The following is a 25,088-nucleotide window of genomic DNA, read 5'->3' on the forward strand; positions in this document are numbered from 1 at the left end:
CGGCGGTGAGCAGGACTAGCGTCCCCGCATGGAAGCGACTGACACGACGCCCGCGACCGACACGCCCTTCGACCCCTGGTCCCCCGCCTTCCTCGCCGACCCCTACCCCGCGTACGCGGCGCTGCGCGCGGCCGGCCGCGTCCACCCGTACGCGCCGACGAACCAGTACCTGATCCCGCACCACGCCGACGTCTCCGCGCTCCTGCGCGACCGCCGCCTGGGCCGCACCTATCAGCACCGGTTCGCCCACGAGGAGTTCGGGCGGACGGCGCCGCCGCCGGAGCACGAGCCGTTCCACACCCTCAACGACCACGGCATGCTCGACCTGGAGCCGCCGGACCACACCCGGATCCGCCGGCTGGTCTCGAAGGCGTTCACCCCGCGCACGGTCGAGCGGCTGCGGCCGTACGTGGAGCGGCTGGCGTCCGACCTGGTGGCCGGGCTCGTCGCGGACGGCGGCGGCGACCTGCTCACCCGGGTCGCCGAACCCCTCCCGGTCGCGGTCATCGCCGAGATGCTCGGCGTGCCCGAGGCCGACCGGGCGCCGCTGCGCCCCTGGTCGGCGGCGATCTGCGGGATGTACGAGCTGAACCCGCCGCAGGACGTCGCCCGCGCCGCCGTCCGCGCCTCCGTCGAGTTCACCGCCTATCTGCGGGAGCTGATCGCCGAGCGGCGCCGGGCGCCGGGCGACGACCTGGTCTCCGGGCTGATCGCGGCGCACGACGACGGCGACCGGCTCACCGAGCAGGAGATGATCTCGACCTGCGTGCTGCTCCTGAACGCGGGCCACGAGGCGACGGTCAACGCGACGGTGAACGGCTGGGCGGCCCTGTTCCGCCACCCCGAGCAGCTCGCCGCGCTGCGCGCCGACCACTCCCTGGTGCCGTCGGCCGTCGAGGAGCTGATGCGCCACGACACCCCGCTCCAGCTCTTCGAGCGCTGGGTCCTGGAGGACATCGAGATCGCGGGCACCACCATCCCGCGCGGCGCGGAGGTGGCGCTGCTCTTCGGCTCGGCCAACCGCGACCCGGCGGTCTTCACCGATCCGGACCGCCTCGACCTGACCCGCGCCGACAACCCGCACATCTCCTTCTCGGCGGGCATCCACTACTGCATCGGCGCTCCGCTGGCCCGGCTCGAACTCGCCGCGTCCATGCGGGCGTTGCTCACCCGGGCGCCCGCCCTGCGGCTCGCCGCCGAGCCGGTGCGCAAGCCGAACTTCGTCATCCGGGGCCTGGCGGCCCTGACCGTCGAGGTCTGAGCGGCCGGCTCGCCGGGCCGCGGCGGCGCGCGGGCCCGGGACCGACGCGGTGTCCCGTGCCCGGCTCAGCCGGACAGGTCGCGCCGCCGCAGCCCGGCGAGCCCCGCCGCCACGAGCGCCGCCGCGAGCGCGCCCAGCGCCAGGACCGGGCCCCAGGCCATCGCCCCGCCCGGCATCTTCGGCAGGTGCCCGAACGGGGACAGGTCCAGCAGGGCGGGCGGCAGGTCGAGCGCCGGGCCGAGCCAGCCGAGCAGCAGCGCCGCGCCCGCCACCGCCCAGCCGCCGCCGACGGCGGCGCGCGGGGCGACGCCGTGGAGGAGGACCGCCGCCGCGCCGATCGTCCACACGGCCGGGACCTGGACCAGGCAGGCCCCCAGGAGCGGGCCGGGAGCGCCCCCGTGACCGGCGGCCAGGCCGAGCCCGCCGAGCAGCATGAGCAGCACGGCCCCAGCGAACGCGACGACGAGATGGCCCGCCGCCCAGCGCAGCCGGCCCACCGCGCCGGCCAGCACCGGCTCGGCGCGCTGCGCGCTCTCCTCGGCGCGCATCCGCAGGACGGCCTGCACGACGTAGAGCGCGGCGACCGTCCCGAGCAGGCCGGACATCCCGGCGAGGAACGCGTCGGTGAGCCCGGACCGCCCGCCCATCCGCTCGACGATCGCGCGGGTGGCGGCGCTGCCGCCGACCAGGTCCCCGGCCCCGCCGCTCACCCCGCCGAGCACCGCGCCCGCCGCGAGGAACGCCGACGACCAGCCGAGGACGGCGCCGCGCTGGAGCCGCCAGGCCAGCGCGGCCGCCGAGCCGAGCCGCCCGTGCGCCGGTCCCGGCCGGGCCGGCCACAGCCCGGCGCCGGTGTCGCGCCGCCCGGCCAGGACGTGGGCGAGGGCGCCCAGGGCGAGCGCGGCGGCGGCGAAGAGCAGCAGCACCCACCAGCGGTTCCCGGCGTAGGGGCGGGTGTTCTCCAGCCAGCCGACGGGGGAGAGCCAGGTCAGCACGGACGAGCCGGTCGGGCTGCCCGCGTCCCCGGCCGCCCGGAGCGCGAACGCGGCGCCCAGCAGGCCCGCGCTCAGCCCCCGGGCGAGCCGCGCGCTCCCGGTGCACTGGGCGACGACCGCCGCGAGCGTCGCGAACACCAGGCCCGTGCCGCCGGTCGCGAGGCCCAGGGCGAGGCCGCCCGCGAACCCCGACCCGGCGGTCAGCGCCAGGCCCGCCGTGATCAGGACGGCCACGGCCGCGGCGGCGGCGCCCGCGGCGAGCAGCGCGGCGGCCAGCGGCGCCCGGCGGCCCACCACCGCGGCGGACACCAGCTCCTGACGCCCGCTCTCCTCCTCGTCGCGGGTGTGCCGTACGACGATCAGCAGGCTCATCGCCGCCGCGAACAGCCCCGCGTACGCGCCGACCCGCCAGGTGGTGAGACCGCCGAGCGAGTCGTCGAGCGCCGGGCCGTACAGGGCGCGCAGCGAGCCGTCGGCGCGCAGCGTCGACAGCACCCCGGCGCGCTCGGCCGCCGTGCCGTACAGGCCCTTCAGGGTGCGCGGCATGGAGATCACGGTGAGCGCGACGGCGGCGACCCCCAGCGGGAGCACGATCCGGTCGCGGCGCAGGGCGAGCCGCAACAGGGCGCCGGTCCCGGCCAGGTGCCGGGCGGTCCGGCCCGGGGCGGCGGCGCTCACCGGGCGTCCCGGTAGTGGCGCAGGAACAGCTCCTCCAGGGTGGGCGGGGTGCTGGTCAGCGAGCGGACGCCCACGCCGGTGAGCGAGCGCAGCACGGCGTCGATCCTGTCGCCGTCGACCTGGAGGCTGACCCGGTGGCCCTGGACGTCGACGTCGTGGACGCCGGGCAGCGCGGCCAGTTCGGGTGGCGCGCCCGCCAGTTCGGCGCGGACGCTGGTCCGGGTCAGGTGCCGCAGTCCGGCGAGGGTGCCGCTCTCGACGGTCCGCCCGTTCCTGACGAGGGAGACCCGGTCGCACAGCGCCTCGACCTCGCCGAGGATGTGGGACGACAGCAGCACGGTCTGGCCGCGCTCGCGGACGGCCTCCGTCACGCACGACCGGAAGACCTCCTCCATCAGCGGGTCGAGGCCGGAGGTCGGTTCGTCCAGGACGAGCAGGTCGACGCCGGCCGTGGCGAGGGCGGCGACGAGGGCGACCTTCTGCCGGTTGCCCTTGGAGTACGTGCGGCCCTTCTTGGCGGGGTCCAGCTCGAACCGCTCGATCAGCTCGGCCCTGCGCGCCGTGTCGATGCCGCCGCGCAGCCGCCCGTACAGGTCGATGACCTCGCCGCCGCTGAGGTTGCGCCACAGGGTCACGTCACCGGGGACGTACGCGATCCTGCGGTGCAGCTCGACCGCGTCGGTCTAGGGGTCGCGGTCGAAGACCCGGGCGGTGCCGGAGTCCGCGCGCAGCAGCCCGAGGAGCACCCGCAGGGCGGTCGACTTGCCCGCGCCGTTCGGCCCGAGGAAGCCGTGCACCTCCCCGGCGGCGACGTCCAGGTCGAGCCCGTCCAGGGCCGGGGTCCGTCCGAACGACTTGCGCAGGCCGGTGACCGCGATTGCCTTCGTCATGCGGCTGAAATTACGCTCGTTTCACAAATTTGTGAAGTTAAGGAAGCGTATAAACTCGGCGGGGTGCGGCGGGACGGGCCCGGTCGGCGGAGAGGATCGAGCGATGGACACGGAGAGCGCCGCGGCGGAAGCGGGCGGCGGGGCGGCGCGGGCGCGGTCGCGGTTCGTCGAGCACTTCGCGGGCCAGCTCGTCGAGGCGGGCATGGCCCGGATGCCCGCGCGGATCTTCGCGGCGCTGCTCGCGTCCGACGCGGGCGCGCTGACCTCGGCCGAGCTGGGGGAGCGGCTGCGGGTGAGCCCGGCCGCCGTCTCCGGCGCGGTGCGCTATCTGACGCAGCAGCACATGGTCACCCGGGAGCGCGAGCCGGGGAGCCGGCGGGATCTGTTCCGGGTGCGGGACAACCAGTGGTACGAGGCGCTGACCAGCCGTGACAGCGTGCTCGCCCGGTGGGAGGAGGCCCTGCGCGACGGGGTCGACGCCCTCGGCGCCGACTCCCCGGCGGGCCGGCGGCTCACCGAGACGCTGGCCTTCTTCGAGTTCGTCCAGGCCGAGCTGGCCGCGATGATGGAGCGCTGGCGGGAGCACCGCGCGACGCTCGGCCTGGACGGGTAGCCCGGACGCCCTGCCCCCGGACTGCACACCGATCGACGCGGCCGGTCAGGGCTGCGGGGACGGGGCGAGGCCGGCGGGGGCCGGCTCGGCGGCGGTCACCGCCTGCGCCTTGCGGTACGGGATCGTCAGCGTGATCAGCGCGGCGACCACCGAGACGCCGCAGCCGAGGAGCATGCCGGTGCGGAAGGCGTTCTCCGACGGCAGGGTGAACGGGCCGAACCGGACCGTCATCTGGGCCAGCACGACTCCGATGACGGCCGCCGACGCCGAGGTGCCGATGGAGCGCATCAGCGTGTTGAAGCTGTTGGCCGCCGCGGTCTCCGACTGCGGCACGCTGCCCATGATGAGGGCGGGCATGGAGCCGTACGCGAGTCCGACACCGGCGGTGATGACGCACATCGCGACCATCAACTGCCAGGCGGCGCCCATCAGGAACACCGAGACGCCGTAGCCGATCGCGATGACCACCGTGCCGAGCAGCAGCGTCAGCTTCGGGCCGTGCTTGCCGGTGAGCTTTCCGCCCAGCGGCGCGACGACCATCATCATCAGACCGCCCGGCATCATCCACAGGCCCATCGCCATCATCGACTGCCCGAGCCCGTAACCGGTCTCCTTCGGCAGCTGGAGCAGCTGCGGCACCAGCAGCGACGACGCGTACATCGCGAAGCCGACGACGACCGAGGCCGCGTTGGTCAGCAGCACCGTCGGGCGGGCCGTGGTGCGCAGGTCCACCATCGGCTCGGCGGTGCGCAGCTCCCACACGCCCCAGCCGCCGAGGATCACGACGGCGGCGGCGAACAGCCCCAGCGTGGTCCCGCTGCCCCAGCCCCAGTCGGCGCCCTTGGACACGGCGAGCAGCAGGGACACGAGTCCGAGGCCGAGGCCGACGGCGCCCGCGTAGTCGAAGCCGCCGATGTTCTCCCGGCGCCGCTCGTTGTCGGGCACGATCACCTTGTAGAGCACGCCGATGACCAGGCTCAGCGCGGCCGACACCCAGAACAGCACCCGCCAGCTGCCGTAGTCCGCGATGGCGGAGGCGAAGGGCAGGCCGAGGGCGCCGCCGATGCCGAGCGAGGCGCTCATCAGGGCGATGGAGGTGCCGAGCTTCTCCGGCGGTACGAGGTCGCGCAGCAGGCTGATGCCGAGCGGGACCAGGCCGACGCCGAGGCCCTGGAGGGCGCGGCCGGTGATCATCGTCGCCAGGTTGGTGGAGAGCGCCGCGACGACCGAGCCCAGGACCAGCGGCACGGTCGAGACCAGCAGCATCCGCCGCTTGCCGTAGAGGTCGCCGAGGCGGCCCATGATGGGCGTGGCCACGGCGGCGGCGAGCAGGGTGACGGTGGCCACCCAGGTCGCGTTCGACGCGGAGGTGTCGAGGATCGTGGGCAGTTCGCCGAGCAGCGGCACGACCAGCGTCTGCATGATCGAGGCCACGATGCCGCCGAACGCGAGGACGGCGACGATGCGCCCGGAGCCCTCGGCTTCGGGCTTGCTTGCTTCCATGACTGACGGTGCTCCTTGTCGGTGGACGCCGCCGCGGACTTCCGCGCGCAGGCCTGTGCACCGTACAGCTGATATGCATGATGCACAACGTATGTATGGTGCATATCGCGCGTGATATACCTGCGGGGCGGGGCAGGTGCGAGAAAGGCGAAGGTGGACGCGGTGGGCAAGGGCACGGACAAGGACCAGACCACGCGCCGGGTCGAGTTCGAGACCATGCTGCTCGGTCGGCACGGCTACCTGTTCGGTCCGCGCGCCCGGGCCGCCGACTGGCACCTCGACCGCAGCGCCTACATCCTGCTGACCCGGATCCAGATGGTCGGGCCGATGTCGATCGGGCAGCTCAGCGAGGCGACCGGGCTCGACGCGTCCACGCTCAACCGGCAGACGGCGGCCATGATGCGGGCCGGGCTCGTCGAGCGCATCGCGGACCCCGACGGGGGGATCGCCCGCAAGTTCCGGATCACCGGGGAGGGCGGGAAGCTTCTCGATGACGACCGGGCGCGGTATCTCGCCGTGCTGGACGGGCTCATGGCGGACTGGAGCGAGGACGAGGTCGCCGATTTCGCGTCCGCCCTGCACCGTCTGAACCGGGCCATCGAAAACCTGGACGGCCGCCACTGGCCCCGCCCCTGACCACCCCCGGGGCCGTCTTCCAGACGGGCCACCGTGGTGCCGGCCCGCGCCCCTGGGTGGTCCGTCGTCCGCGGCCCGGTGGCCGCTTCTCGCGCAGTTCCCCGCGCCCCTGGGCGGTTCGTCGTCCGCGGCCCGGTGGCCGCTTCTCGCGCAGTTCCCCGAGCCCCTGAGGCATGCGCTGCGCGCAGCCTCCCCCAGAGGCAGCGCTCCGCGCGCCTCCACTGGGAGGCGGGACGGGGGGCGCGCCTCTCCGATGAGATGGCGCACGAAGTGCGCATCTCAGGGGCGCGGGGAACTGCGCGGCCAGCCACGACGGTGGTGCACCCGGACGACGACCTAGGGGCGCGGGGAACTGCGCGGCCAGCCACGACGGTGGTGCACCCGAAAGACACACCCAGGGGTGCGGGGAACTGCGCGCCCAGCCACGACGGTGGCGCACCCGAAAAACACACCCAGGGGCGCGGGGAACTGCGCGCCCAGCCACGACGGTGGCGCACCCGGACGACGACCTAGGGGCGCGGGGAACTGCGCGCCCAGCCACGACGGTGGCGCACCCGAAAGACGACCTAGGGGCGCGGGGAACTGCGCGGCCAGCCACGACGGTGGCGCACCCGAAAGACGACGGCCCAGGGGCGCGGGGAACTGCGCGGCCAGCCGCGACCGTGGCGGACCCGGAAGACCGGCCAGGCGCGACCAGACCCCGCCGAGCCGCGACGGCGGCGTCACGCCCGCCGGTCCGGCGTCGGCGCCGTCACGGCAGAGCCAGACCCCAGGCCCCCGCCCGCACCGTCCAGGTCCGCCGCCGCACCGGCCCCCCGATCGCCACCGAGTCCGAGCGATAGCGGAAGTCCTCGCCGGACACCGTGACCGTCCGGGCCCGCACACTCACCGCCGCCGCATCAGGACACCGCACCTCCACCCGCGCCAACCCCGTCCCCGTCACCGGCCCCACCCGAACCCCCTCCACCACCCGGTCCAGGTCCACCAGGGTCACCCCGTCGGCCTCCACCCGAAGCCGCGCCACCGCCCCGGCCTCCGCCGGGACGGCCCGCGCGGGCCGCGCCCCGAGCGTGCGCACCAGCGACCGGCACGTCCGCAGCCACACCCGGTCCGCCCCGCCGGCGACCGACGCCTCACCCAGCGGCGGGATCCGCAGATCACCGAGCACCACCCCGTCGCTGTCGTCGACCAGCAGATCGAGCCGCCGCTCCGCCCCGAAGAGCGCGGCGCGCGCCGCGGCGACCGCCCCCGACGGCACCCCGAGCGAGCGCGCGAGCGACACCCCGGCCCCCACCGGCACCATCGACAACACCGCCCCGGTCAGCTCCCGCTCCCGGTGCAGCAGCGACACCGCGCGCAGCAGCGCCCGGTCGTCACCGACCACCACGGGCCGCCGCGCACCCCGCCTGGCCAGCGCTTTCGCGAAATCCTCCGGGCCGTCCGGCAGGCACACCCGGGCCGTCGCGCCCGCACACAGCACATCCTTGGCGATCCGCACGGATTCCCCGTCCGAGCGCCGGGCGAACGGGTCGACGAGCACCAGCAACTGCCGGGACAGCTCCTCGCCCGTACGGTCAGATGGAAGGTCCAACGCCGCCACCTCGGCCTTGCCTCGCTTCCTCGGGTAGCATCTTTGTGCAAGAGCCCCTTGCGCTATTGCGCCAGGGGCTTCGTCTATTCCGGGGCACCCCAAGGCTCACGAAGGCCCGCCGCACCGACGCGGCGCCGGCCCCTGACCTTGGACATGCCCCGCCCGGAAGGGGTGTACGCCTGTGCCCGCACTTGTGCTGCTCGGTGCTCAGTGGGGTGACGAAGGCAAGGGAAAGGCCACCGACCTGCTCGGTGGATCCGTGGACTATGTGGTGCGCTACCAGGGCGGCAACAACGCCGGTCACACGGTCGTCGTCGGCGACCAGAAGTATGCGCTCCACCTCCTCCCTTCCGGGATCCTCTCGCCGGAGTGCACACCGGTCATCGGAAACGGTGTCGTCGTCGACCCGTCGGTCCTGCTCTCCGAGCTGAGCGGTCTGAACGAGCGCGGCGTCGACACGTCCAAGCTGCTGCTCAGCGGCAACGCGCACATCATCACGCCGTACAACGTCACGGTCGACAAGGTGACGGAACGCTTCCTCGGCAAGCGGAAGATCGGCACCACCGGCCGCGGCATCGGCCCGACCTACGCGGACAAGATCAACCGCGTCGGCATCCGCGTCCAGGACCTCTACGACGAGTCGATCCTCACCCAGAAGGTCGAGGCGGCCCTCGAGGTCAAGAACCAGCTCCTGACCAAGCTGTACAACCGCCGCGCCATCGAGGCGCAGCAGGTCGTCGAGGAGCTGCTCGGCTACGCGGAGCAGATCAAGGGCTACGTCGCCGACACCACCCTGATCCTCAACAACGCGCTGGACGAGGACAAGGTCGTGCTCTTCGAGGGCGGCCAGGGCACGCTCCTCGACATCGACCACGGCACGTACCCCTTCGTCACCTCGTCGAACCCGACCGCGGGCGGCGCCTGCACCGGCACCGGCGTGGGCCCGACGAAGATCGGCCGGGTCATCGGCATCCTCAAGGCGTACACGACGCGCGTGGGCGCCGGACCGTTCCCCACCGAGCTGTTCGACCAGGACGGCGAGGACCTGCGCCGCATCGGCGGCGAGCGCGGTGTCACCACCGGTCGCGACCGGCGCTGCGGCTGGTTCGACGCGGTGATCGCCCGCTACGCGACCCGCGTGAACGGCCTGACCGACTTCTTCCTCACCAAGCTGGACGTGCTGACCGGCTGGGAGCAGATCCCGGTCTGCGTCGCCTACGAGATCGACGGCGAGCGCGTCGAGGAACTGCCGTACAGCCAGACCGACTTCCACCACGCGAAGCCGGTGTACGAGTACCTGCCCGGCTGGTCGGAGGACATCACGAAGGCCAAGACCTTCGGCGACCTCCCGAAGAACGCGCAGGCGTACGTGAAGGCGCTGGAGGAGATGTCCGGCGCGCCGATCTCGGCCATCGGCGTCGGCCCCGGCCGCGACGAGACGATCGAGATCAACTCGTTCCTCTAGGCGTCCTCCTCCCGTGGGCACCCGCGCGGTGTCCCGCGCGCCCCGGTCCGCTGCGGCGGGCCGGGGCACCGCCTTGTCGCGGCCCGTGGCGGCTCAGCCGCTCTTGGTGTAGGTCAGCGTCTGCTTCTTGCCCGCCGCGTCGGTCATGTCGCGGCGCAGCTCGCCCGAGGGCAGGGCCGTGATGGTGCTGGGCCTGCCCGCGGCGCAGTCCGCCTTCGGCTCGGCGACCACCGCGACGGTGCCGCCGATGTGCAGGGTGGACCCGCTCGCCGAGGTCAGCTCGCCCTGGAAGACGCAGTGGTAGGCGGCGCCCGCCTTGTCGTAGCCGTCCGCCGTCAACGACATGACGGTGTCGCCGCGCTCCCCCTGCTGAATGGTGATCTGGCGCGGGTGGTGCCCCGAGGCGTTGTCGATCGCGCCGGACCACGTGCCGAGGAACCCCGCCGGTATCTCGCCCGCACCCCCGCCCGCCTGCGGCGACGGCGACTCGGCGGGCCCGCTCGACCGCGGCGGCCCCGTCGGCGACTCCTGCGCCTCGGTGGAGGCCAGGGGCGACGGCGACCCCGATCCCGCCCCCGATCCCGATCCCGATCCCGAGGCCGAGTCCGACGTCGCGGACCGGCTGCCGTCGGCCTGCGGCGACCTGCCGCCGCTGTTCCCGTCGCCCTTCATCAGCGCGTACACCGAGCCGCCCGCGCCGAGCGCCACGATCAGCGCCACCGCGACCAGCGCCGCCGACGAGCGGTTGCGGTGCGGCTCCTGCGGGGGCAGCGGCGCGGGACCGTACGGCGGGGTCTGGCCCCAGCCGCCCTGCGGATAGCCGTACGCCGGGGCCTGCGGCGGATAGCCGTACGCGGGCGGGTTCGGCGGCGCGGCGACCGGCGGGTTCGCAGGCGTCGGCGGCCGGTTGACGACCACCGTGGGCAGGTGGTTCACCGGCGCGGCGGAGCCCGGCGCGCCCGGCGGCGGCGGGGCGGGCGCCGGCACGGCCGCCGGGGCGTCGCCGCCGTCGGGGTCCTCCGAGTCGAGCAACCGCACCGCGTGCCGCCCCAGCTGGGCCACCAGCGCGCCGGGCAGCCACGGATCGACGGTGCGGCCCCCGTCGCCCAGCGTGTCCTCGGCGCCGGTGCGCTCCAGGATCTCCTCGGGCGTCGGGCGCCGGCCGGGCTCCTTGCGCAGACAGTCCCGGACCAGCTCGTGCAGCCCCTCCGGCAGGTTCGCCAGGTCCGGCTCCTCCTGGGCTATCCGGAACATCAGGGCGTGCACGCCGCTGTTGGACGTGCCGAACGGCAGCGCGCCGGTCGCCGCGTACGCCAGCACCGAGCCCAGGCAGAACACGTCGCAGGCCGGGGTGATCCGGTCGCCGCGCACCTGCTCGGGCGCCATGAAACCGGGCGAGCCGACCAGCGCCCCGGTCCGCGTCAGACCGCCGTCGGTGATCGTCTCCAGCGCGCGGGCGATGCCGAAGTCGATGACGCGCGGCCCGTCGATCGTCACCAGCACGTTCGACGGCTTCAGGTCGCGGTGGACGATCCCCGCCGCGTGCACGTCCTTGATCGCGTGCGCCAGGCCGGCCGCCAGGATCCGCACGGAACGCTCCGGCAGCGCGCCGTGGTCGTGCGAGACGACCTGCTGGAGCGAGGGGCCCGCCACATAGGCGGTCGCCACCCACGGCACCCGCGCCCCGGTGTCCGCGTCGAGCACGCTCGCCGTCCAGGCGCCGCCCACCTGCCGGGCCGCCTGCACCTCCTGCCGGAACCGGTCCCGGAACTCGTCCTGCTCCGCCAGCTCCTCGCGCACCAGCTTCACGGCGACGGTGCGCCCGCGCTCCGAGCGCGCCAGATACACCTGACCCATGCCCCCCGCGCCGAGCCGGCCGAGCAGCCGGTACGCCCCGATGCGCTGCGGATCCCCGGGCCCCAGGGCTTCCAGTCCGTCCATGTCGCGCCACCCTCCCCCGTACGTGAGCAACAAACCGAGAATAGTGCCGACCTACGACAGAGAGACCCGTACTGGCTTCTACGGTTCCGTAACGGACCTGTCCGGATAAGCGACCCGAATACCGGGCCCGGACCCGGGAGCCGGCGGACCCGGCGCCGCCGGGCGACAGACTGTCGTGTTCCCCGGCGTCCCGCAGACAGGACGCCGATGGCACCCGGGACCGGCGCCCCCTTACCCTCGGCCCCATGACCCCTCAGCCGAATCCCCAGGTCGGCGCAGCCGTCAAGGCCGCGGACCGCAACCACGTGTTCCACTCCTGGTCCGCACAGGAGCTCATCGATCCGCTCGCCGTCGCCGGTGCCGAAGGCTCGTACTTCTGGGACTACGACGGCAACCGCTACCTCGACTTCACCTCCGGGCTCGTCTACACGAACATCGGGTACCAGCACCCGAAGGTCGTCGCCGCGATCCAGGAGCAGGCGGCGACGATGACGACCTTCGCGCCCGCCTTCGCCATCGAGTCGCGCTCCGAGGCCGCACGCCTCATCGCCGAGCGCACCCCCGGCGACCTCGACAAGATCTTCTTCACCAACGGCGGCGCCGACGCCGTCGAGCACGCCCTGCGGATGGCCCGGCTGCACACCGGCCGTCCGAAGGTGCTCGCCGCCTACCGCTCGTACCACGGCGGCACCCAGCAGGCGATCAACGTGACGGGCGACCCGCGCCGCTGGGCCAACGACAGCGCCACCGCGGGCGTCGTCCACTTCTGGGCGCCGTTCCTGTACCGCTCGCGCTTCTACGCCGAGACCGAGGAGCAGGAGTGCGCCCGCGCTCTGGAGCACCTGGAGACGACCATCCGGTTCGAGGGTCCGGCGACCGTCGCCGCGATCATCCTGGAGACCGTCCCGGGCACGGCCGGCATCATGCTGCCGCCCGAGGGCTACCTCGCGGGCGTGCGCGAGCTGTGCGACAAGTACGGCATCGTCTTCGTCCTCGACGAGGTCATGGCGGGCTTCGGCCGCACCGGCAAGTGGTTCGCCGCCGACCTGTACGACGTCGTGCCGGACCTGATGACCTTCGCCAAGGGCGTGAACTCGGGCTACGTGCCGCTGGGCGGCGTCGCCATCTCGGGGGCCGTCGCCGAGACCTTCGCCAAGCGCCCCTACCCGGGCGGCCTGACCTACTCCGGGCACCCGCTGGCCTGCGCCGCCGCCGTCGCCACCATCAACGTGATGGAGGAGGAGGGCATCATCGACCACGCCGCCCGGCTGGGCGCCGAGGTCGTCGGGCCCGCGCTGCGCGCGCTCGCCGAGCGCCACCCGTCGGTGGGCGAGGTGCGCGGCGTCGGCATGTTCTGGGCGCTCGAACTCGTCCGGGACCGGGCCACGCACGAGCCGCTGGTGCCGTACAACGCGGCGGGCGAGGCGAACGCGCCGATGGCGGCGTTCGGCGCCGCCGCCAAGAAGAACGGCCTGTGGCCCTTCGTCAACATGAACCGCACGCACGTCGTGCCGCCGCTGAACGTCTCCGAGGCCGAGGTCAAGGAGGGGCTCGCCGCCCTGGACGCGGCGCTGTCCGTCGCGGACGAGCACGTGGCGTAGGCCGCGCCGGGCGCGGGGCGGGCGCCACGAGCGCGCTCGCCCCGCCGCCCGGCCGGCCCGGCCCGCTCAGCTGAAAATGATCATCGAGCCCTGGGCGAGGCTCCGGGTCGCCGCCTGGTGCAGCCCGAGCCACACATGGCGCTCCCGCGCGAACGGGCTGTCGTCGAGCGGCACCGCCGCCGCGGGCTCCTCCAGCGCGGTGGGGCCGGGGGGCGGCGCGGGCGCCGTCGGCGGGTTCGCCGGGTCGATGCCGATGGCCGGCGCCACGTACTCCAGTTCGCGCAGCAGCGCGTGCGAGGAGCCCAGCGGGCCGCCGCCGGCCAGCAGCTCGTCGTTGGACAGCGGCGTCGGGAAGTCCACGGGCACGTACGCGCCCGCGTGGTCGTAGTGCCACACCAGGTGCGAACCCTGCGCCGTCGGCTCGAACATCTCCAGCAACTGCTCGTAGTCGCCGCCCAGCTCGTCGACCGGGGTCACCGCGAGCCCGCACAGCTGGAGCAGGTACGCGCGGCGCAGGAAGTGCAGCGCGTCGTAGTCGAAACCCGCCACCGGGGCCACGTCGCCCGAGAGCCCCGGCATGTACGCGTAGACCGGCACCGGCGGCAGTCCTGCCTCGTGCAACGCCTTGTCGTAGAGCGCGAGTTCTTCGGCGAAGGGATTGTCGGGGCTGTGGCACAGCACGTCGACGAGGGGGACGAGCCACAGGTCACAGGCCAAGGGGGCTCCTTAGAGTCGAACGTCCTGGCGTCAGCGCCAGGGTAGTGCGCGGCGGGCCGGGGCAGACCTGTCTTGCAGGTTCCCGCTGCAACCGCCGTACCCCGCCGGACCGCGCTTCAGGGGGTGGGCCCGGCGGTGATCCGCTCGATCAGCGCCAGCGAGTCCGCGTTGTACGCGGCGATGATCGCGTGCGCGGCCCCGGGGTCCCGGGCGGAGAGGGCGTCGACCAGGTCGCAGTGCCCGGCCCACAGGCGGCCCCGCAGCTCCCCGGCGCGGCGCAGGTGCGGCACCGTGTACATCCAGGACTGCACGCGCAGCCGGTGGAAGAAGTCGGACAGGTACTGATTGCCGAAGAGCGCCGACAGCTCCCGCCAGAACCGCAGGTCGTAGCCGATCAGCACGTTCAGGTCGCCGGCGCTCGCGGCGCGGGCCGCCTCCTCGCCGCGGCGGCGCACACCGGCCAGGGACTCGTGGGCGGCCGGGTCGGTGGGGGCGCCGTCGGCGAGCCCGCGGAAGATGCCGTCGGCGACCAGGCTGCGGGCCTCGATCATGGCGCGGTGGTCGGCGAGGGAGTACTCGTGGACGCGGAAGCCGCGGTGCTGGGCGGAGTCCAGGAGGCCCTGGGCCGTGAGGTCGACCAGGGCCTCGCGGACCGGGGTGGCCGAGACGCCATAGCCGTCCGCGATCTCCTTGACCGTGAATTCCTGGCCCGGGGTGAGGCGGCCGCTCAGGATCTCGTCGCGCAGGGCGTCCGCTATCTGCTGGCGCAGGGTGGAGCGGGTGACGGTGGGGCCGTCGGATGCGGGCGACACGGGTCCCCTCCGGGGGGCAGCTGGGCTATGTGCTCGGGTCAGCCTAGCCGCGGGGGTGGTTTTCCACGGGTGCGGGGCGGTGGGGGCCTCTCGTGCGGGGCCCCTCGGTCCTGGGTGGGTTTTCGGGTGCGGGTTGGTGGGGGCTGGTCGCGCAGTTCCTCGCGCCCCTGGCGGGGCCGCATAGGTCGGTGTGGCGGCTCATCTTGGTTCTGGGGGGCGTTGGCGGGGCATGTTGGGGCGGGTGCCCGGGGGGAGGGGGAAGCGGGGGAAGCCGTTGGTGTCCGGGGAGCGGGGGGCGGCGGCGGGGATCGAGGACTGCATGACCAGCGGGGCCGGGCCGGAGCGGAACTCCACCATCCAGTCCGCCGTCTCGGCCCGCACCAGCTCCGTCACGTCCTCGCAGAACCGCCGCAGCACCCCCAGACACCGCTCGGCGGCCTCGCTCGCCGTCCCCTCGGCCGGCCCGAGCACCTCGCGCACGCTCTCCGACGCCCAGTCGAACTGGAGCACCAGCAGTCGCCGCTGCACCGCCTGTGCCGTGGCGACATCCCTTATCCAGCCCGAGGTCAGCCCGAAGTACCGGTCGCCCCCGACGCACGCCACGGCGAGCAGCAGGGCCACGTACCCCCACGGCACCGTCCCCGAGACGGCCTGCGTCAGGGCGAGCAGCGGCAGCGCCCCCGCGCACACGGCCCCGAGGACCGCGCCCGCCCGCAGCGCCCGCGCCCCCCGCCGCTTCCAGGCCCGGTCGGCGAGATAGCGGTCCGCGGTCAGCAGGGCGCCCCGCTCGACCCACCGGTACAGCTCGTCGAGCCGCTCGGCGGGCTCGCCCCAGTCGCCGAGCGGGAACGACCGCCCGGTGAGGTCGCCGGCACCCTCCTGGGGCGGTCCTTCGGGCTGCATCTCCGGCTGACTCACCCGGCACTCCCTCGACTGGTCACGGCTGGGGCTCGATGTGCAGCATCTTCCTACCGCCCAATGGGTGGCCAAGGTCCCGTTTTCGCGGGTTTTACCCCTAGACGTGGGCCTTGATCAGGTATAGGGCCGTCGGCGCTCTCACTCGAAAGAGTGCTGTCCAAGGTGCCAGGGCGGTGGCCCCCGGGACCACGTAGGCTCGGTACTACTCAGACCGCACGCACCCGGACCCCAGGAGCTGATCGTGATCCCCGGTGGTGGCCAGCCCAACATGCAGCAGCTGCTTCAGCAGGCCCAGAAGATGCAGCAGGACCTCGCCAATGCCCAGGAGGAGCTGGGCCGGACCGAGGTCGAGGGCCAGGCGGGCGGCGGCCTCGTCAAGGCGACGGTGACGGGCTCGGGCGAGCTGCGGGCCTTGACGATCGACCCGAAGGCGGTCGACCCCGAGGACACCGAGACCCTCGCCGACCTGGTCGTCGCGGCGGTCGCGGCGGCCAACGAGAACGCGCAGACGCTCCAGCAGCAGAAGCTCGGCCCGCTGGCCCAGGGCCTCGGCGGCGGCAGCGGCAGCGGTATCCCGGGCCTCCCCTTCTAGCCCGGGGGCCGACTACCGTACGTATCGAGCGACACCCCACCGGAAGGCGACTGATCCGTGTACGAAGGCGTGGTCCAGGACCTCATCGACGAGTTGGGCAGGCTGCCCGGCGTCGGTCCCAAGAGCGCGCAGCGGATCGCCTTCCACATCCTCCAGGCGGAGCCGACGGACGTGCGGCGCCTCGCGCAGGCCCTGATGGAGGTCAAGGCGAAGGTCCGCTTCTGCGCCACCTGCGGGAACGTGGCGCAGGAAGAGCTGTGCAACATCTGCCGCGACCCGCGCCGCGACCTCACGGTCATCTGCGTGGTCGAGGAGCCCAAGGACGTCGTCGCGATCGAGCGCACCCGTGAGTTCCGCGGGAAGTACCACGTCCTGGGCGGGGCGATCAGCCCCATCGAGGGCGTCGGCCCGGACGATCTGCGGATAAGGGAGCTGCTCGCCCGCCTGGCGGACGGCACGGTCACCGAGCTGATCCTGGCGACCGACCCGAACCTGGAGGGCGAGGCCACGGCGACGTACCTCGCCCGCATGATCAAGCCCATGGGCCTGAAGGTCACCCGCCTGGCCAGCGGCCTCCCCGTCGGGGGCGACCTGGAGTACGCGGACGAGGTCACCCTCGGCCGGGCTTTCGAGGGGAGACGACTCCTAGATGTCTGATGCCAGCCTGCACGCCACCAGCCAGGACCCGAACGACTTCGCGGTCCAGATCTCCGACCAGATCGCGTCGTTCATCGTCGCGGTCACCGAGATCGCCAAGGGCGACGAGCCGGACTCCGCCGTGCCGTTCCTCCTCCTGGAGGTCTCCCAGCTGATGCTGGCGGGCGGCCGGCTCGGCGCGCACGAGGACATCCTCCCGGACGAGCGCTACGAGCCCGACCTCGGCCCCGAGGCCGACGTCGACGAGCTGCGCGAGCGGCTGGCCCGGATGCTCGACCCGATCGACGTCTACTCCGAGGTCTTCGACCCCTACGAGCCCCGCAAGGCGCCCGTCGCGGCCCGGATCTCCGACGACCTCGCCGACGTCGTCACCGACCTGCGGCACGGCATGGCCCACTACCGCGCGGGCCGGGTCACCGAAGCCCTGTGGTGGTGGCAGTTCTCGTACTTCTCCAACTGGGGCTCGACCGCCTCCGCCACCCTGCGCGCCCTCCAGTCCCTGGTGGCGCACGTCCGGCTGAACCAGCCGCTGCCCGAGCTCGACGGCCTGGACACCGACGAGGACCTCGCCGGCGCCGAGGACGCCCTGGAGGAGGAGGCGGGCCGGGTCATGGCCGAGGAGATCGGGGCCCCGCTGGGCCTGCGCACGGTCAAGTAGGACGCCCGTACCGATGTGACCCGCCCCACGATTCCGGTTGATCCCCGGAGGGGCTGGGCATGCGCTTGTCCGGAGCGGCCGGACGCCCGACGGGCTGATGGCCCGGTGATCACTTCGTGGGCGGGACATCTCACGATGCGATATAGCCGGGGCGGAATTCGGCCGCTCGTTAAACTGAGCCGACCGCCATGCACGCGCATGCGCGGTGACAGACGGACTGAGCGAGGAGCGCACGTGGGCCTTGTCGTGCAGAAGTACGGAGGCTCCTCCGTTGCAGATGCCGAGGGCATCAAGCGGGTCGCCAAGCGCATCGTGGACGCCAAGAAGAACGGCAACCAGGTGGTTGTCGTGGTGTCCGCGATGGGCGACACGACGGATGAGTTGATCGATCTCGCCGAGCAGGTATCGCCGATCCCTGCCGGGCGGGAGTTCGACATGCTGCTGACCGCCGGGGAGCGGATCTCCATGGCCCTGCTGGCCATGGCGATCAAAAACCTGGGCCACGAGGCCCAGTCGTTCACGGGCAGCCAGGCCGGTGTCATCACCGACTCGGTCCACAACAAGGCCCGGATCATCGACGTCACGCCGGGGCGCATCAAGGAGTCCCTGGACGACGGCAACATCGCCATCGTCGCCGGGTTCCAGGGTGTCTCGCAGGACAAGAAGGACATCACCACGCTGGGCCGCGGTGGCTCCGACACGACCGCGGTCGCCCTGGCCGCCGCGCTCGACGCGGAGGTCTGCGAGATCTACACGGACGTCGACGGCGTGTTCACCGCCGACCCGCGCGTCGTGAAGAAGGCGCGGAAGATCGACTGGATCTCCTTCGAGGACATGCTGGAGCTCGCCAGCTCCGGTTCGAAGGTGCTGCTCCACCGCTGCGTGGAGTACGCCCGCCGGTACAACATCCCGATCCACGTGCGGTCCAGCTTCAGCGGGCTCCAGGGCACGTGGGTCAGCAACGAACCGCTCGTGAAGAAGCAAGGGGCAGAGGCCGTGGAGCAGGCGATCATCTCCGGTGTCGCGCACGACACCTCCGAGGCGAAGGTCACCGTCGTCGGCGTTCCGGACAAGCCGGGCGAGGCCGCGAAGATCTTCCGGGCCGTCGCGGACGCCGAGATCAACCTCGACATGATCGTGCAGAACGTGTCGGCGGCGTCGACCGGTCTGACGGACATCTCCTTCACGCTGCCCAAGACCGAGGGCCGCAAGGCCATCGACGCCCTGGAGAAGCAGCGGGCCAACGTCGGCTTCGACTCGCTGCGCTACGACGACCAGATCGCCAAGATCTCCCTGGTCGGCGCCGGTATGAAGACCAACCCGGGTGTCACGGCCGGCTTCTTCGAGGCGCTGACCGACGCGGGCGTCAACATCGAGCTGATCTCCACCTCCGAGATCCGCATCTCGGTCGTCACGCGGGCCGACGACGTGAACGAGGCCGTGCGCGCCGTGCACTCCGCCTTCGGGCTCGACTCGGACTCCGACGAGGCCGTGGTCTACGGAGGCACCGGCCGCTGATGGCGGAGAACGCCGGGAACGCCGTACGGCGTCCGACGCTCGCGGTCGTGGGTGCGACCGGGAGCGTCGGCGCCGTTCTGCTCCAGATCCTGTCGCAGCACGCGGACATCTGGGGGGAGATCCGGCTGGTCGCCTCGCCGCGCTCGGCCGGGCGCAAGCTCTCCGTGCGCGGCGTGGAGGTCGAGGTCGTCGCCCTGGAGGAGGCGGTCTTCGACGGGGTCGACGTCGCCATGTTCGACGTGCCCGACGACGTGGCCGCCCGGTGGGCGCCGGTCGCCGCCGCCAAGGGCGCGGTCGTCGTCGACAACTCGGCCGCCTTCCGGATGGACGCCGACGTGCCGCTCGTCGTCCCCGAGGTCAATCCGCACGCCGCGCGCGTGCGGCCGCGCGGCATCGTCGCCAACCCGAACTGCACGACGCTGTCGATGATCGTGGCCGTCGGCGCGCTGCACGCCGAGTTCGGCCTGCGCGAGCTGGTCGTCTCCTCGTACCAGGCGGTGAGCGGGGCGGGCCGCTCCGGCGTCGAGACGCTGCGCGCCCAGCTGTCGCTCGTCGCCGGTACGGAGCTGGGGACCAGCCCCGGCGACGTACGGCGGGCCGTCGGCGACGCCACCGGGCCCTTCCCGGAGCCGGTCGCGCTGAACGTCGTCCCGTGGGCCGGCTCGCTCGCGGAGGACGGCTACTCCTCCGAGGAGATGAAGGTGCGCAACGAGACCCGCAAGATCCTCGGGCTGCCGCACCTGCCCGTCGCCGTCACGTGCGTGCGGGTGCCGGTCGTCACGACGCACTCCCTGACCGTCCACGCCCGCTTCCAGCGGGAGGTCACCGTCGACAAGGCGCGGGAGATCATCGCCACGGCGCCCGGCGTCGTGCTGTTCGACAACCCGGCCGCGGGGGAGTTCCCCACCCCCGCCGACGTGGTGGGCACCGACCCGACCTGGGTCGGCCGGGTGCGCCGTTCGCTCGACGACCCGACCGGACTCGAACTGTTCGTGTGCGGGGACAACCTGCGCAAGGGAGCCGCGCTGAACACCGCGCAGATCGCCGAGTTGGTGGCCGCCGAAATCCGCGTGGGCTGATCCCCGCCCCTATGTCGGGATATGGCGGCCCAGCCGGCGTCCGGTCTGCGGGCCGCCCCTTCCCATATGCGGATCCGTTCATAAGATCTGTGTAGGTTCTGTGTCTGGCTATGGTCTGGACCACCCGCTGACGGGCCGTCGAACGTTCGAAGATTTCCGCCCCGCCCCGCAACCGCACGCGGAGTGGGGGGCGTCTTTAGCGAGCGCCCTCCGAGGTGTTGTCCCGCAGGGCGCAATAGGGGCATAGGGGAAGAGCAGGTACGCATGTCGGCTTGGAGCGCGGCGCCACCGGTGACGGTGTCGAGGTGTGTCGCAAAGGGGGCGCCTGACGCGTACAACCCTGAGGGGGGTAAGCGTGTCCAACAGGCGTGGCAGAGGTTCTCGACTTCACAGCGGTACAAGCGAGAGGCGCGGCGGTGCTCCGTCCGCCCCTCGCACCCCTCGGCGTTCGTCGTGCGCGCGGGCGGGCGCCCGGCGGCATGCCGGTGATCGCCCCCATGCCCGCGCGCATTCCGACGCACGTGCAGGGCGCTGACGACACGATGGCGGCCGGCACCACAGTCGATCACCTCACCGAGACGTACCGCGCCCACTACCGCTCCCTGCTCGGCCTCGCGGCGCTGCTCCTCGACGACACCGCCTCCTGCGAGGACGTCGTGCAGGAGGCGTTCATCCGGGTCCACTCGGCGCGCAAGCGCGTCCGCGACCCCGAGAAGACGCTCGCGTACCTGCGCCAGACGGTGGTGAACCTGTCGCGGTCCACGCTGCGCCGGCGCATCCTCGGCCTGAAGCTGCTCACCAAGCCGATGCCCGACATGGCGAGCGCGGAGGAGGGCGCGTACGACCTCCTGGAGCGCGACGCCCTGAAGAAGGCGCTCAAGGGGCTCCAGCGGCGCCAGCGCGAGGTCCTCGTCCTGCGCTACTTCGCGGACATGACCGAGGCGCAGGTCGCCACGGCGCTCGGGATATCCCTCGGTTCGGTGAAGGCCTACGGCTCGCGCGGCATCGCCGCCCTGCGCATCGCCATGGAGGCGCCGGTATGAGCGCCCCGGAACGCCCCGAGGACCCCTCGGACGAGCGCGACGAGCGCGACGAGCACCACACGCACGACCGACACGCTGGGAACCCGACTGTGAACGACGCACCCCGTCGTCCGGCCGACGCGGAGGCCGACGACGAGCTGGCGCTGCGGCGCATGATGCGGCAGGTCGTCGAGGAGATCGAGCCGTCGGAGGCCGCGCTGGAGAAGCTGCGCCGCGCGGTTCCCGCCCGGCGGGCCCGCAAGCGGCAGGCCGCGGTCGGCGCGGTCGCCGCGGGCGTCTTCGTCGCCATGGCGGTCCCCGCGGTGCTGCACGTGACGCACGCGCGCTCGGCCGGCGACCACCCCTCCATCGCGGGCAACAGCACGGCCACGCACAAGGGCACGTCCCGGGGGCCCGGCGACAAGGACCCGGGCGGCTCGCCCCGGGCGTCCGAGAAGCACGGCAAGGACGGGAAGAAGGACACGAAGGGCGACGGGGGCAGGAGCGCGGGCGGCGCCGCCACCGCGGGCACCGACCCCGCGTCGACCGCCGCCGCGTCCTCCCCGGCCTGTGACGCCGCCGAGCTGGGCACCCCGGTGGCGACGGTCGGCCAGCCCGACGCCGGCGGCGCGGTCTACGGCTCCTTCCGGGTCACCAACACCTCGGCCGCGAACTGCACGGTCGACAGCCCCGGCAGCATCGTCACCCTCGCGCAGGGCGCGGCCAACCCGTCCGCGGTGACCGTCGTCGACCACACCTCGGGCGACCGCGCGAGCGGACTGCCCGACCCGGCGTCCCAGCCGGCCCAGCTGGTCCTGGAGCCCGGCAAGGCGTACGAGGTGCGGTTCGCCTGGGTGCCGTCCGCGCCGTGCTCGACCGGCGGCGACGGCGGGGCGACCGGCGGCACCGGGGGCGGGGAGGCGTCCCCGTCACCGTCGACGAGCCAGGACACGACGCCCACCACGGGCGACGGCTCCGACTCCGCGCAGCTCGCCCCGCAGCTGGGATCGGACGGGGACGCCGGCAGCGTGGTCGTGTCGCACACCCCGGAGCCCGGCGCGCCCACGGCCGCCACGACGATCCCGGACGCCTGCTCCGGGACGGTGTACAAGACGGGGCTGCTGCCCGCGTCCTGACCCGTCCCCGGGCCGGCGGCCCGCAGCCAGGTCCTAGGCCCGCGCGGCGTCCTGTCCGTCGGGGGTGCCCAGGCCCAGCTCGGCGTCCCTGAGGGTCTCGGCCTCGCGGCGAACCAGGCGGAACCACATGAACACCACGAACCCGGCGAAGACGAACCACTCGCCGGTGTAGCCGAGGTTCTGGAACGCCTTCAGGTCCAGGCCGCTGCCCTGCGCGGTCGTGGCCGGGACCGGCGTCATCGACCCGTCGGCCCTGTCGAGCGTGACCCAGGCGTCGTACACGTCGTACGGCACCAGGTTCACCAGCGACGCGGCGCTGATCATGCCGACCTGGCCGGCGGGCAGGCCGCCGGCGGCCGTCACCCCGTTCGACCCCTGGGACTCCGAGGCCTGGAGCGGGCCGGTCACCGTGACCTCGCCCCGGGGCGGGGCGGGCGCCTCGGCGGCCGAGGCGCGGCCCGGCAGCCAGCCGCGGACGACCGGGAGCGCCTTGCCGGTGCCGTCGACCTTGAGCAGCGTCACGACGTAGAAGCCGGTCCGGCCGCCGACGTCGCGGTTCGGGACGAGGAGCTGCTTGCCGTACCGGCCGGTCGCGGTGGCGCGCTTGCCGGAGGTGTCGGTGGAGACCGGCAGCAGCGCGGCGAGCGGCTCGGCCGCCGCCGTCCGGTTCGTCCGCGTCTGCTCCTGCGCGGTCCGGTGGTTGTCCATCCGGCCCTCGAAGCGGCCGAGCTGCCACGAGCCCATGTACAGGCAGAACGGGATGGCGAGCAGCACGAAGAGGTGGATGCCCAGCCAGCGGGGGGTCAGCAGGAACCGGTACACGCCTTCTACGGTACGGGTCCGATGTAAAGGCACGTCCCGCGGCCCCCGCACCGGCCGGGCCGGGCGGCTCAGCCCGGCAAGTGGCGCCTCGCGAAGTCCAGTTCGAGCGCGACCTGCTTGATGCGCTCGTCGACGACCAGCGAGCCGTGCCCGGCGTCGTACCGGTACACCTCGTGCACGGCGTCGCGGGCCGCGAGCCGGTCCACGTAGCGGTCGATCTGGCGGATGGGGCAGCGCGGGTCGTTGAGCCCGGCCGAGAGGTAGACCGGGGCCCGCACCTCGTCGACGTACGTGATCGGGGACGACGCCGTGAAACGCTCCGGGACCTCGTCGGGCGCCCCGCCGAAGAGGGTCCGGTCGAGGGCCTTGAGGGCCTCCATCTCGTCCTCGTACGCCGTGACGTAGTCGGCGACCGGGACCGCCGCGAGGCCCACCGTCCAGGCGCCCGGCTGGGTGCCGAGGCCGAGCAGGGTCAGATAGCCGCCCCAGGAGCCGCCGGCCAGGACGAGCCGGTCGGGGTCGGCGAGCCCGGAGCCGACCGCCCACGCGCGCACGGCCGCGATGTCCTCCAGCTCGATCAGGCCGACCCGGTGCTTGAGGGCGTCGGTCCACTCCCGGCCGTAACCGGTCGAGCCGCGGTAGTTGACCCGGACCACCGCGTACCCGTGGTCGACCCAGGCCGCCGGGCCCGCCGCGAAGGAGTCCGAGTCGTGCCAGGTGGGGCCGCCGTGGATCTCGAAGACGGTGGGCAGCGGCCCGCTCGCCCCGGCCGGCTTCTGCACGAGGGCGTGGATGCGGCCCGCGGGGCCCTCCACCCAGACGTCCTCGACGGGGACGGAGGCGGGGGCGCGCATGCCGGGCGGGTCGAGGACGACCGCGCCCGTCGTGGAGCGGACCACCGGCGGTTCGGCGGCCGACGACCACAGGTACTCGACGCTGTCGTCGGGCCGGACGGTGGCGCCGGAGACGGTGCCGGGCGGGGTGTCGACCTTCGTCAGCCCGCCCGTCGCGAACGCGTACCGCCACAGGTCGCCGCGGGCCTCGAACTCGTGGGCGATCAGCAGGGCCGAGCCGTCCGGGTACCACTCCGCCGACACGTCGCCCGGCAGGTCGAGGGCGAGGTCGGTCTGGGTGCCGGCGGCGATGTCCCACACCATCGGCTCCCAGCGGCCGCGCCGCTGGTGCCCGACGAGCAGCCGGGTGTCGCCCGCGACGGGGGCGAAGCCGAGCACTTCGAGGCCCAGCTCCTCCGCGCCGCCCCGGGTGTCGTCCAGCTCCGCGACGGTCGAGCCGTCGAGCCGGACGACGCGCAGCGCGGAGTGCATCGCGTCGCCGTGCTCGGTGTGCTCGATCGCGATGAGCGTGCCGTCGTGGCTCAGGTCGCCGACGCCCGCCGACTCGCGGTGGCGGTAGATCTCGACCGGCTCGTCGGACGCGGGCCCGACGACGTGGATGGTCGTGCCGTCCTCGTCCGTGGACCGGCCGACGACCGCCGTGCGCCCGTCGCGGCCGAGGGCGAGCCCCGCCGGGTACGAGGGGGCGAGGCCCGGTACGGCCTCGGTGTCCGGGCCGCCGCCGAAGCGCTGGCGCAGCCAGCGGCCGAACTCGTCGCCGTCCTTGTCGCTGAACCACCAGATCCACTCGCCGTCGGGGGAGAGCACCCCGTCCGTCGTCCCGTTCGCCCGGTCCGTCGCCTGGCGCTGGGTGTCCGTGGCTCTGTCCCAGGCGTACAGCTCGTACGTCCCCGTCGCGTTCGACACGAACAGGGAGCGGTCCGGGGCGTCCTCGGCCCAGTCGGGCAGGGACACGCGCGGCGCCCGGAAGCGCTTCTCCCAGTCGGGCATGGTCCCGTTGCTGTCACTCATGGCCCCATAGTGCCCGCCCGCACCGACATGGCGCCGACGGGCCCCACAGCCTGTGGACAACGCCGGGGCGGCCCCTCGTCCGCGGAGAAGCAGAGAAGGGGAGCGGCCCTTGGGGCGC

Annotated in this window: 21 protein-coding genes and 1 pseudogene; 12 read left to right on the plus strand and 10 right to left on the minus strand. The window is 73.4% G+C overall.

Annotated features, from left to right (window positions below):
* Positions 1–28 precede the first annotated feature (28 nt).
* On the plus strand, positions 29–1,261 hold the full coding sequence (locus ACIP5K_RS12970) for a cytochrome P450 (RefSeq protein ID WP_401408489.1): 1,233 nt from the start codon (positions 29–31) through the stop codon (positions 1,259–1,261).
* Positions 1,262–1,326: 65 nt separating this feature from the next.
* Here the strand turns inward: ACIP5K_RS12970 and ACIP5K_RS12975 are convergent, their stop codons facing one another.
* Positions 1,327–2,934, minus strand: a complete 1,608-nt coding sequence (locus ACIP5K_RS12975; RefSeq protein WP_401408491.1) for an ABC transporter permease — start codon at positions 2,932–2,934, stop codon at positions 1,327–1,329.
* Positions 2,931–3,824, minus strand: a pseudogene (locus ACIP5K_RS12980) (ATP-binding cassette domain-containing protein). The gene ACIP5K_RS12975 and the pseudogene ACIP5K_RS12980 overlap by 4 nt, the downstream one beginning before the upstream one ends.
* 103 nt (positions 3,825–3,927) lie before the next feature.
* Between ACIP5K_RS12980 and ACIP5K_RS12985 the strand changes: the two are divergent.
* Positions 3,928–4,437 carry a GbsR/MarR family transcriptional regulator gene (locus ACIP5K_RS12985; RefSeq protein ID WP_401408493.1) on the plus strand — a complete coding sequence of 170 codons (510 nt, stop codon included), beginning with the start codon at positions 3,928–3,930 and terminating at the stop codon, positions 4,435–4,437.
* A gap of 45 nt (positions 4,438–4,482) precedes the next feature.
* Here the strand turns inward: ACIP5K_RS12985 and ACIP5K_RS12990 are convergent, their stop codons facing one another.
* Complete coding sequence (locus tag ACIP5K_RS12990; RefSeq protein WP_401408495.1) at positions 4,483–5,940, minus strand: MFS transporter; 1,458 nt, start codon at positions 5,938–5,940, stop codon at positions 4,483–4,485.
* Positions 5,941–6,156: 216 nt separating this feature from the next.
* Here ACIP5K_RS12990 and ACIP5K_RS12995 point away from each other — a divergent pair, with 216 nt between their 5' ends.
* Positions 6,157–6,576, plus strand: a complete 420-nt coding sequence (locus ACIP5K_RS12995) for a MarR family winged helix-turn-helix transcriptional regulator (RefSeq protein ID WP_401408997.1) — start codon at positions 6,157–6,159, stop codon at positions 6,574–6,576.
* A gap of 751 nt (positions 6,577–7,327) precedes the next feature.
* On the opposite strand, the gene ACIP5K_RS13000 is transcribed toward ACIP5K_RS12995, so the two are convergent.
* The gene (locus tag ACIP5K_RS13000) at positions 7,328–8,167 is read right to left on the minus strand and encodes a diacylglycerol kinase (RefSeq protein ID WP_401408497.1); all 840 of its coding nucleotides are present in this window, start codon (positions 8,165–8,167) and stop codon (positions 7,328–7,330) included.
* Positions 8,168–8,348: 181 nt separating this feature from the next.
* Here ACIP5K_RS13000 and ACIP5K_RS13005 point away from each other — a divergent pair, with 181 nt between their 5' ends.
* Positions 8,349–9,632: an adenylosuccinate synthase gene (locus tag ACIP5K_RS13005; protein WP_401408499.1), complete on the plus strand. Its 1,284-nt coding sequence runs from the start codon at positions 8,349–8,351 to the stop codon at positions 9,630–9,632.
* A gap of 93 nt (positions 9,633–9,725) precedes the next feature.
* Here ACIP5K_RS13005 and ACIP5K_RS13010 read toward each other — a convergent pair whose 3' ends face one another.
* Positions 9,726–11,564 carry a serine/threonine-protein kinase gene (locus tag ACIP5K_RS13010; protein WP_401408999.1) on the minus strand — a complete coding sequence of 613 codons (1,839 nt, stop codon included), beginning with the start codon at positions 11,562–11,564 and terminating at the stop codon, positions 9,726–9,728.
* 254 nt (positions 11,565–11,818) lie between these two features.
* Here ACIP5K_RS13010 and ACIP5K_RS13015 point away from each other — a divergent pair, with 254 nt between their 5' ends.
* On the plus strand, positions 11,819–13,174 hold the full coding sequence (locus ACIP5K_RS13015; RefSeq protein WP_401408501.1) for an aspartate aminotransferase family protein: 1,356 nt from the start codon (positions 11,819–11,821) through the stop codon (positions 13,172–13,174).
* A gap of 66 nt (positions 13,175–13,240) precedes the next feature.
* Here ACIP5K_RS13015 and ACIP5K_RS13020 read toward each other — a convergent pair whose 3' ends face one another.
* The 3 genes from ACIP5K_RS13020 to ACIP5K_RS13030 form a co-directional block, all read right to left on the minus strand.
* Positions 13,241–13,891 (minus strand): hypothetical protein, encoded by a 651-nt coding sequence (locus tag ACIP5K_RS13020; RefSeq protein WP_401408503.1) that lies wholly within the window; start codon positions 13,889–13,891, stop codon positions 13,241–13,243.
* A 116-nt stretch (positions 13,892–14,007) separates the two neighbouring features.
* Entirely contained in the window at positions 14,008–14,703 is a 696-nt protein-coding gene (locus tag ACIP5K_RS13025; protein WP_401408505.1) for a GntR family transcriptional regulator, read from the minus strand.
* 198 nt (positions 14,704–14,901) lie between these two features.
* Positions 14,902–15,621, minus strand: coding sequence for an SLATT domain-containing protein (locus ACIP5K_RS13030; protein ID WP_401408507.1), 720 nt, complete (start codon positions 15,619–15,621; stop codon positions 14,902–14,904).
* 241 nt (positions 15,622–15,862) lie between these two features.
* Here ACIP5K_RS13030 and ACIP5K_RS13035 point away from each other — a divergent pair, with 241 nt between their 5' ends.
* The 7 genes from ACIP5K_RS13035 to ACIP5K_RS13065 all read left to right on the plus strand — a co-directional run bounded on the left by ACIP5K_RS13035 (position 15,863) and on the right by ACIP5K_RS13065 (position 22,283).
* The gene (locus tag ACIP5K_RS13035; protein WP_401408509.1) at positions 15,863–16,213 is read left to right on the plus strand and encodes a YbaB/EbfC family nucleoid-associated protein; all 351 of its coding nucleotides are present in this window, start codon (positions 15,863–15,865) and stop codon (positions 16,211–16,213) included.
* A 57-nt stretch (positions 16,214–16,270) separates the two neighbouring features.
* Positions 16,271–16,870, plus strand: coding sequence for a recombination mediator RecR (gene recR, locus ACIP5K_RS13040; RefSeq protein ID WP_116511760.1), 600 nt, complete (start codon positions 16,271–16,273; stop codon positions 16,868–16,870).
* Positions 16,863–17,528: a DUF5063 domain-containing protein gene (locus ACIP5K_RS13045; RefSeq protein WP_401408512.1), complete on the plus strand. Its 666-nt coding sequence runs from the start codon at positions 16,863–16,865 to the stop codon at positions 17,526–17,528. Before recR ends, ACIP5K_RS13045 begins: the two co-directional genes overlap by 8 nt.
* Positions 17,529–17,762: 234 nt before the next feature.
* Complete coding sequence (locus ACIP5K_RS13050; RefSeq protein WP_401408514.1) at positions 17,763–19,046, plus strand: aspartate kinase; 1,284 nt, start codon at positions 17,763–17,765, stop codon at positions 19,044–19,046.
* Positions 19,046–20,125, plus strand: coding sequence for an aspartate-semialdehyde dehydrogenase (locus ACIP5K_RS13055; RefSeq protein ID WP_401408516.1), 1,080 nt, complete (start codon positions 19,046–19,048; stop codon positions 20,123–20,125). The genes ACIP5K_RS13050 and ACIP5K_RS13055 overlap by 1 nt, the downstream gene beginning before the upstream one ends.
* 368 nt (positions 20,126–20,493) lie before the next feature.
* Positions 20,494–21,168, plus strand: coding sequence for a SigE family RNA polymerase sigma factor (locus tag ACIP5K_RS13060; protein ID WP_401408518.1), 675 nt, complete (start codon positions 20,494–20,496; stop codon positions 21,166–21,168).
* Entirely contained in the window at positions 21,165–22,283 is a 1,119-nt protein-coding gene (locus ACIP5K_RS13065) for a hypothetical protein (protein WP_401408520.1), read from the plus strand. The genes ACIP5K_RS13060 and ACIP5K_RS13065 overlap by 4 nt, the downstream gene beginning before the upstream one ends.
* 33 nt (positions 22,284–22,316) lie before the next feature.
* Here the strand turns inward: ACIP5K_RS13065 and ACIP5K_RS13070 are convergent, their stop codons facing one another.
* On the minus strand, positions 22,317–23,105 hold the full coding sequence (locus ACIP5K_RS13070; RefSeq protein WP_401408522.1) for an SURF1 family protein: 789 nt from the start codon (positions 23,103–23,105) through the stop codon (positions 22,317–22,319).
* A 68-nt stretch (positions 23,106–23,173) separates the two neighbouring features.
* Positions 23,174–24,970 (minus strand): prolyl oligopeptidase family serine peptidase, encoded by a 1,797-nt coding sequence (locus ACIP5K_RS13075; RefSeq protein ID WP_401408524.1) that lies wholly within the window; start codon positions 24,968–24,970, stop codon positions 23,174–23,176.
* Between the last annotated feature and the right edge of the window lie 118 nt (positions 24,971–25,088).

The sequence above is a fragment of the Streptomyces sp. NPDC088785 genome (assembly GCF_044750685.1).
Taxonomy (GTDB): domain Bacteria; phylum Actinomycetota; class Actinomycetes; order Streptomycetales; family Streptomycetaceae; genus Streptomyces.

Excerpts from the sequence above, each read along its gene's own strand:
- ACIP5K_RS13075 (WP_401408524.1), bottom strand. The coding sequence starts at position 24,970 with ATGAGTGACAGCAACGGGACCATGCCCGACTGGGAGAAGCGCTTCCGG.
- ACIP5K_RS13015 (WP_401408501.1), top strand. The coding sequence starts at position 11,819 with ATGACCCCTCAGCCGAATCCCCAGGTCGGCGCAGCCGTCAAGGCCGCG.
- ACIP5K_RS13065 (WP_401408520.1), top strand. The coding sequence starts at position 21,165 with ATGAGCGCCCCGGAACGCCCCGAGGACCCCTCGGACGAGCGCGACGAG.
- ACIP5K_RS13055 (WP_401408516.1), top strand. The coding sequence starts at position 19,046 with ATGGCGGAGAACGCCGGGAACGCCGTACGGCGTCCGACGCTCGCGGTC.
- ACIP5K_RS12985 (WP_401408493.1), top strand. The coding sequence starts at position 3,928 with ATGGACACGGAGAGCGCCGCGGCGGAAGCGGGCGGCGGGGCGGCGCGG.
- ACIP5K_RS12995 (WP_401408997.1), top strand. The coding sequence starts at position 6,157 with ATGCTGCTCGGTCGGCACGGCTACCTGTTCGGTCCGCGCGCCCGGGCC.
- ACIP5K_RS13045 (WP_401408512.1), top strand. The coding sequence starts at position 16,863 with ATGTCTGATGCCAGCCTGCACGCCACCAGCCAGGACCCGAACGACTTC.
- ACIP5K_RS12990 (WP_401408495.1), bottom strand. The coding sequence starts at position 5,940 with ATGGAAGCAAGCAAGCCCGAAGCCGAGGGCTCCGGGCGCATCGTCGCC.
- ACIP5K_RS12970 (WP_401408489.1), top strand. The coding sequence starts at position 29 with ATGGAAGCGACTGACACGACGCCCGCGACCGACACGCCCTTCGACCCC.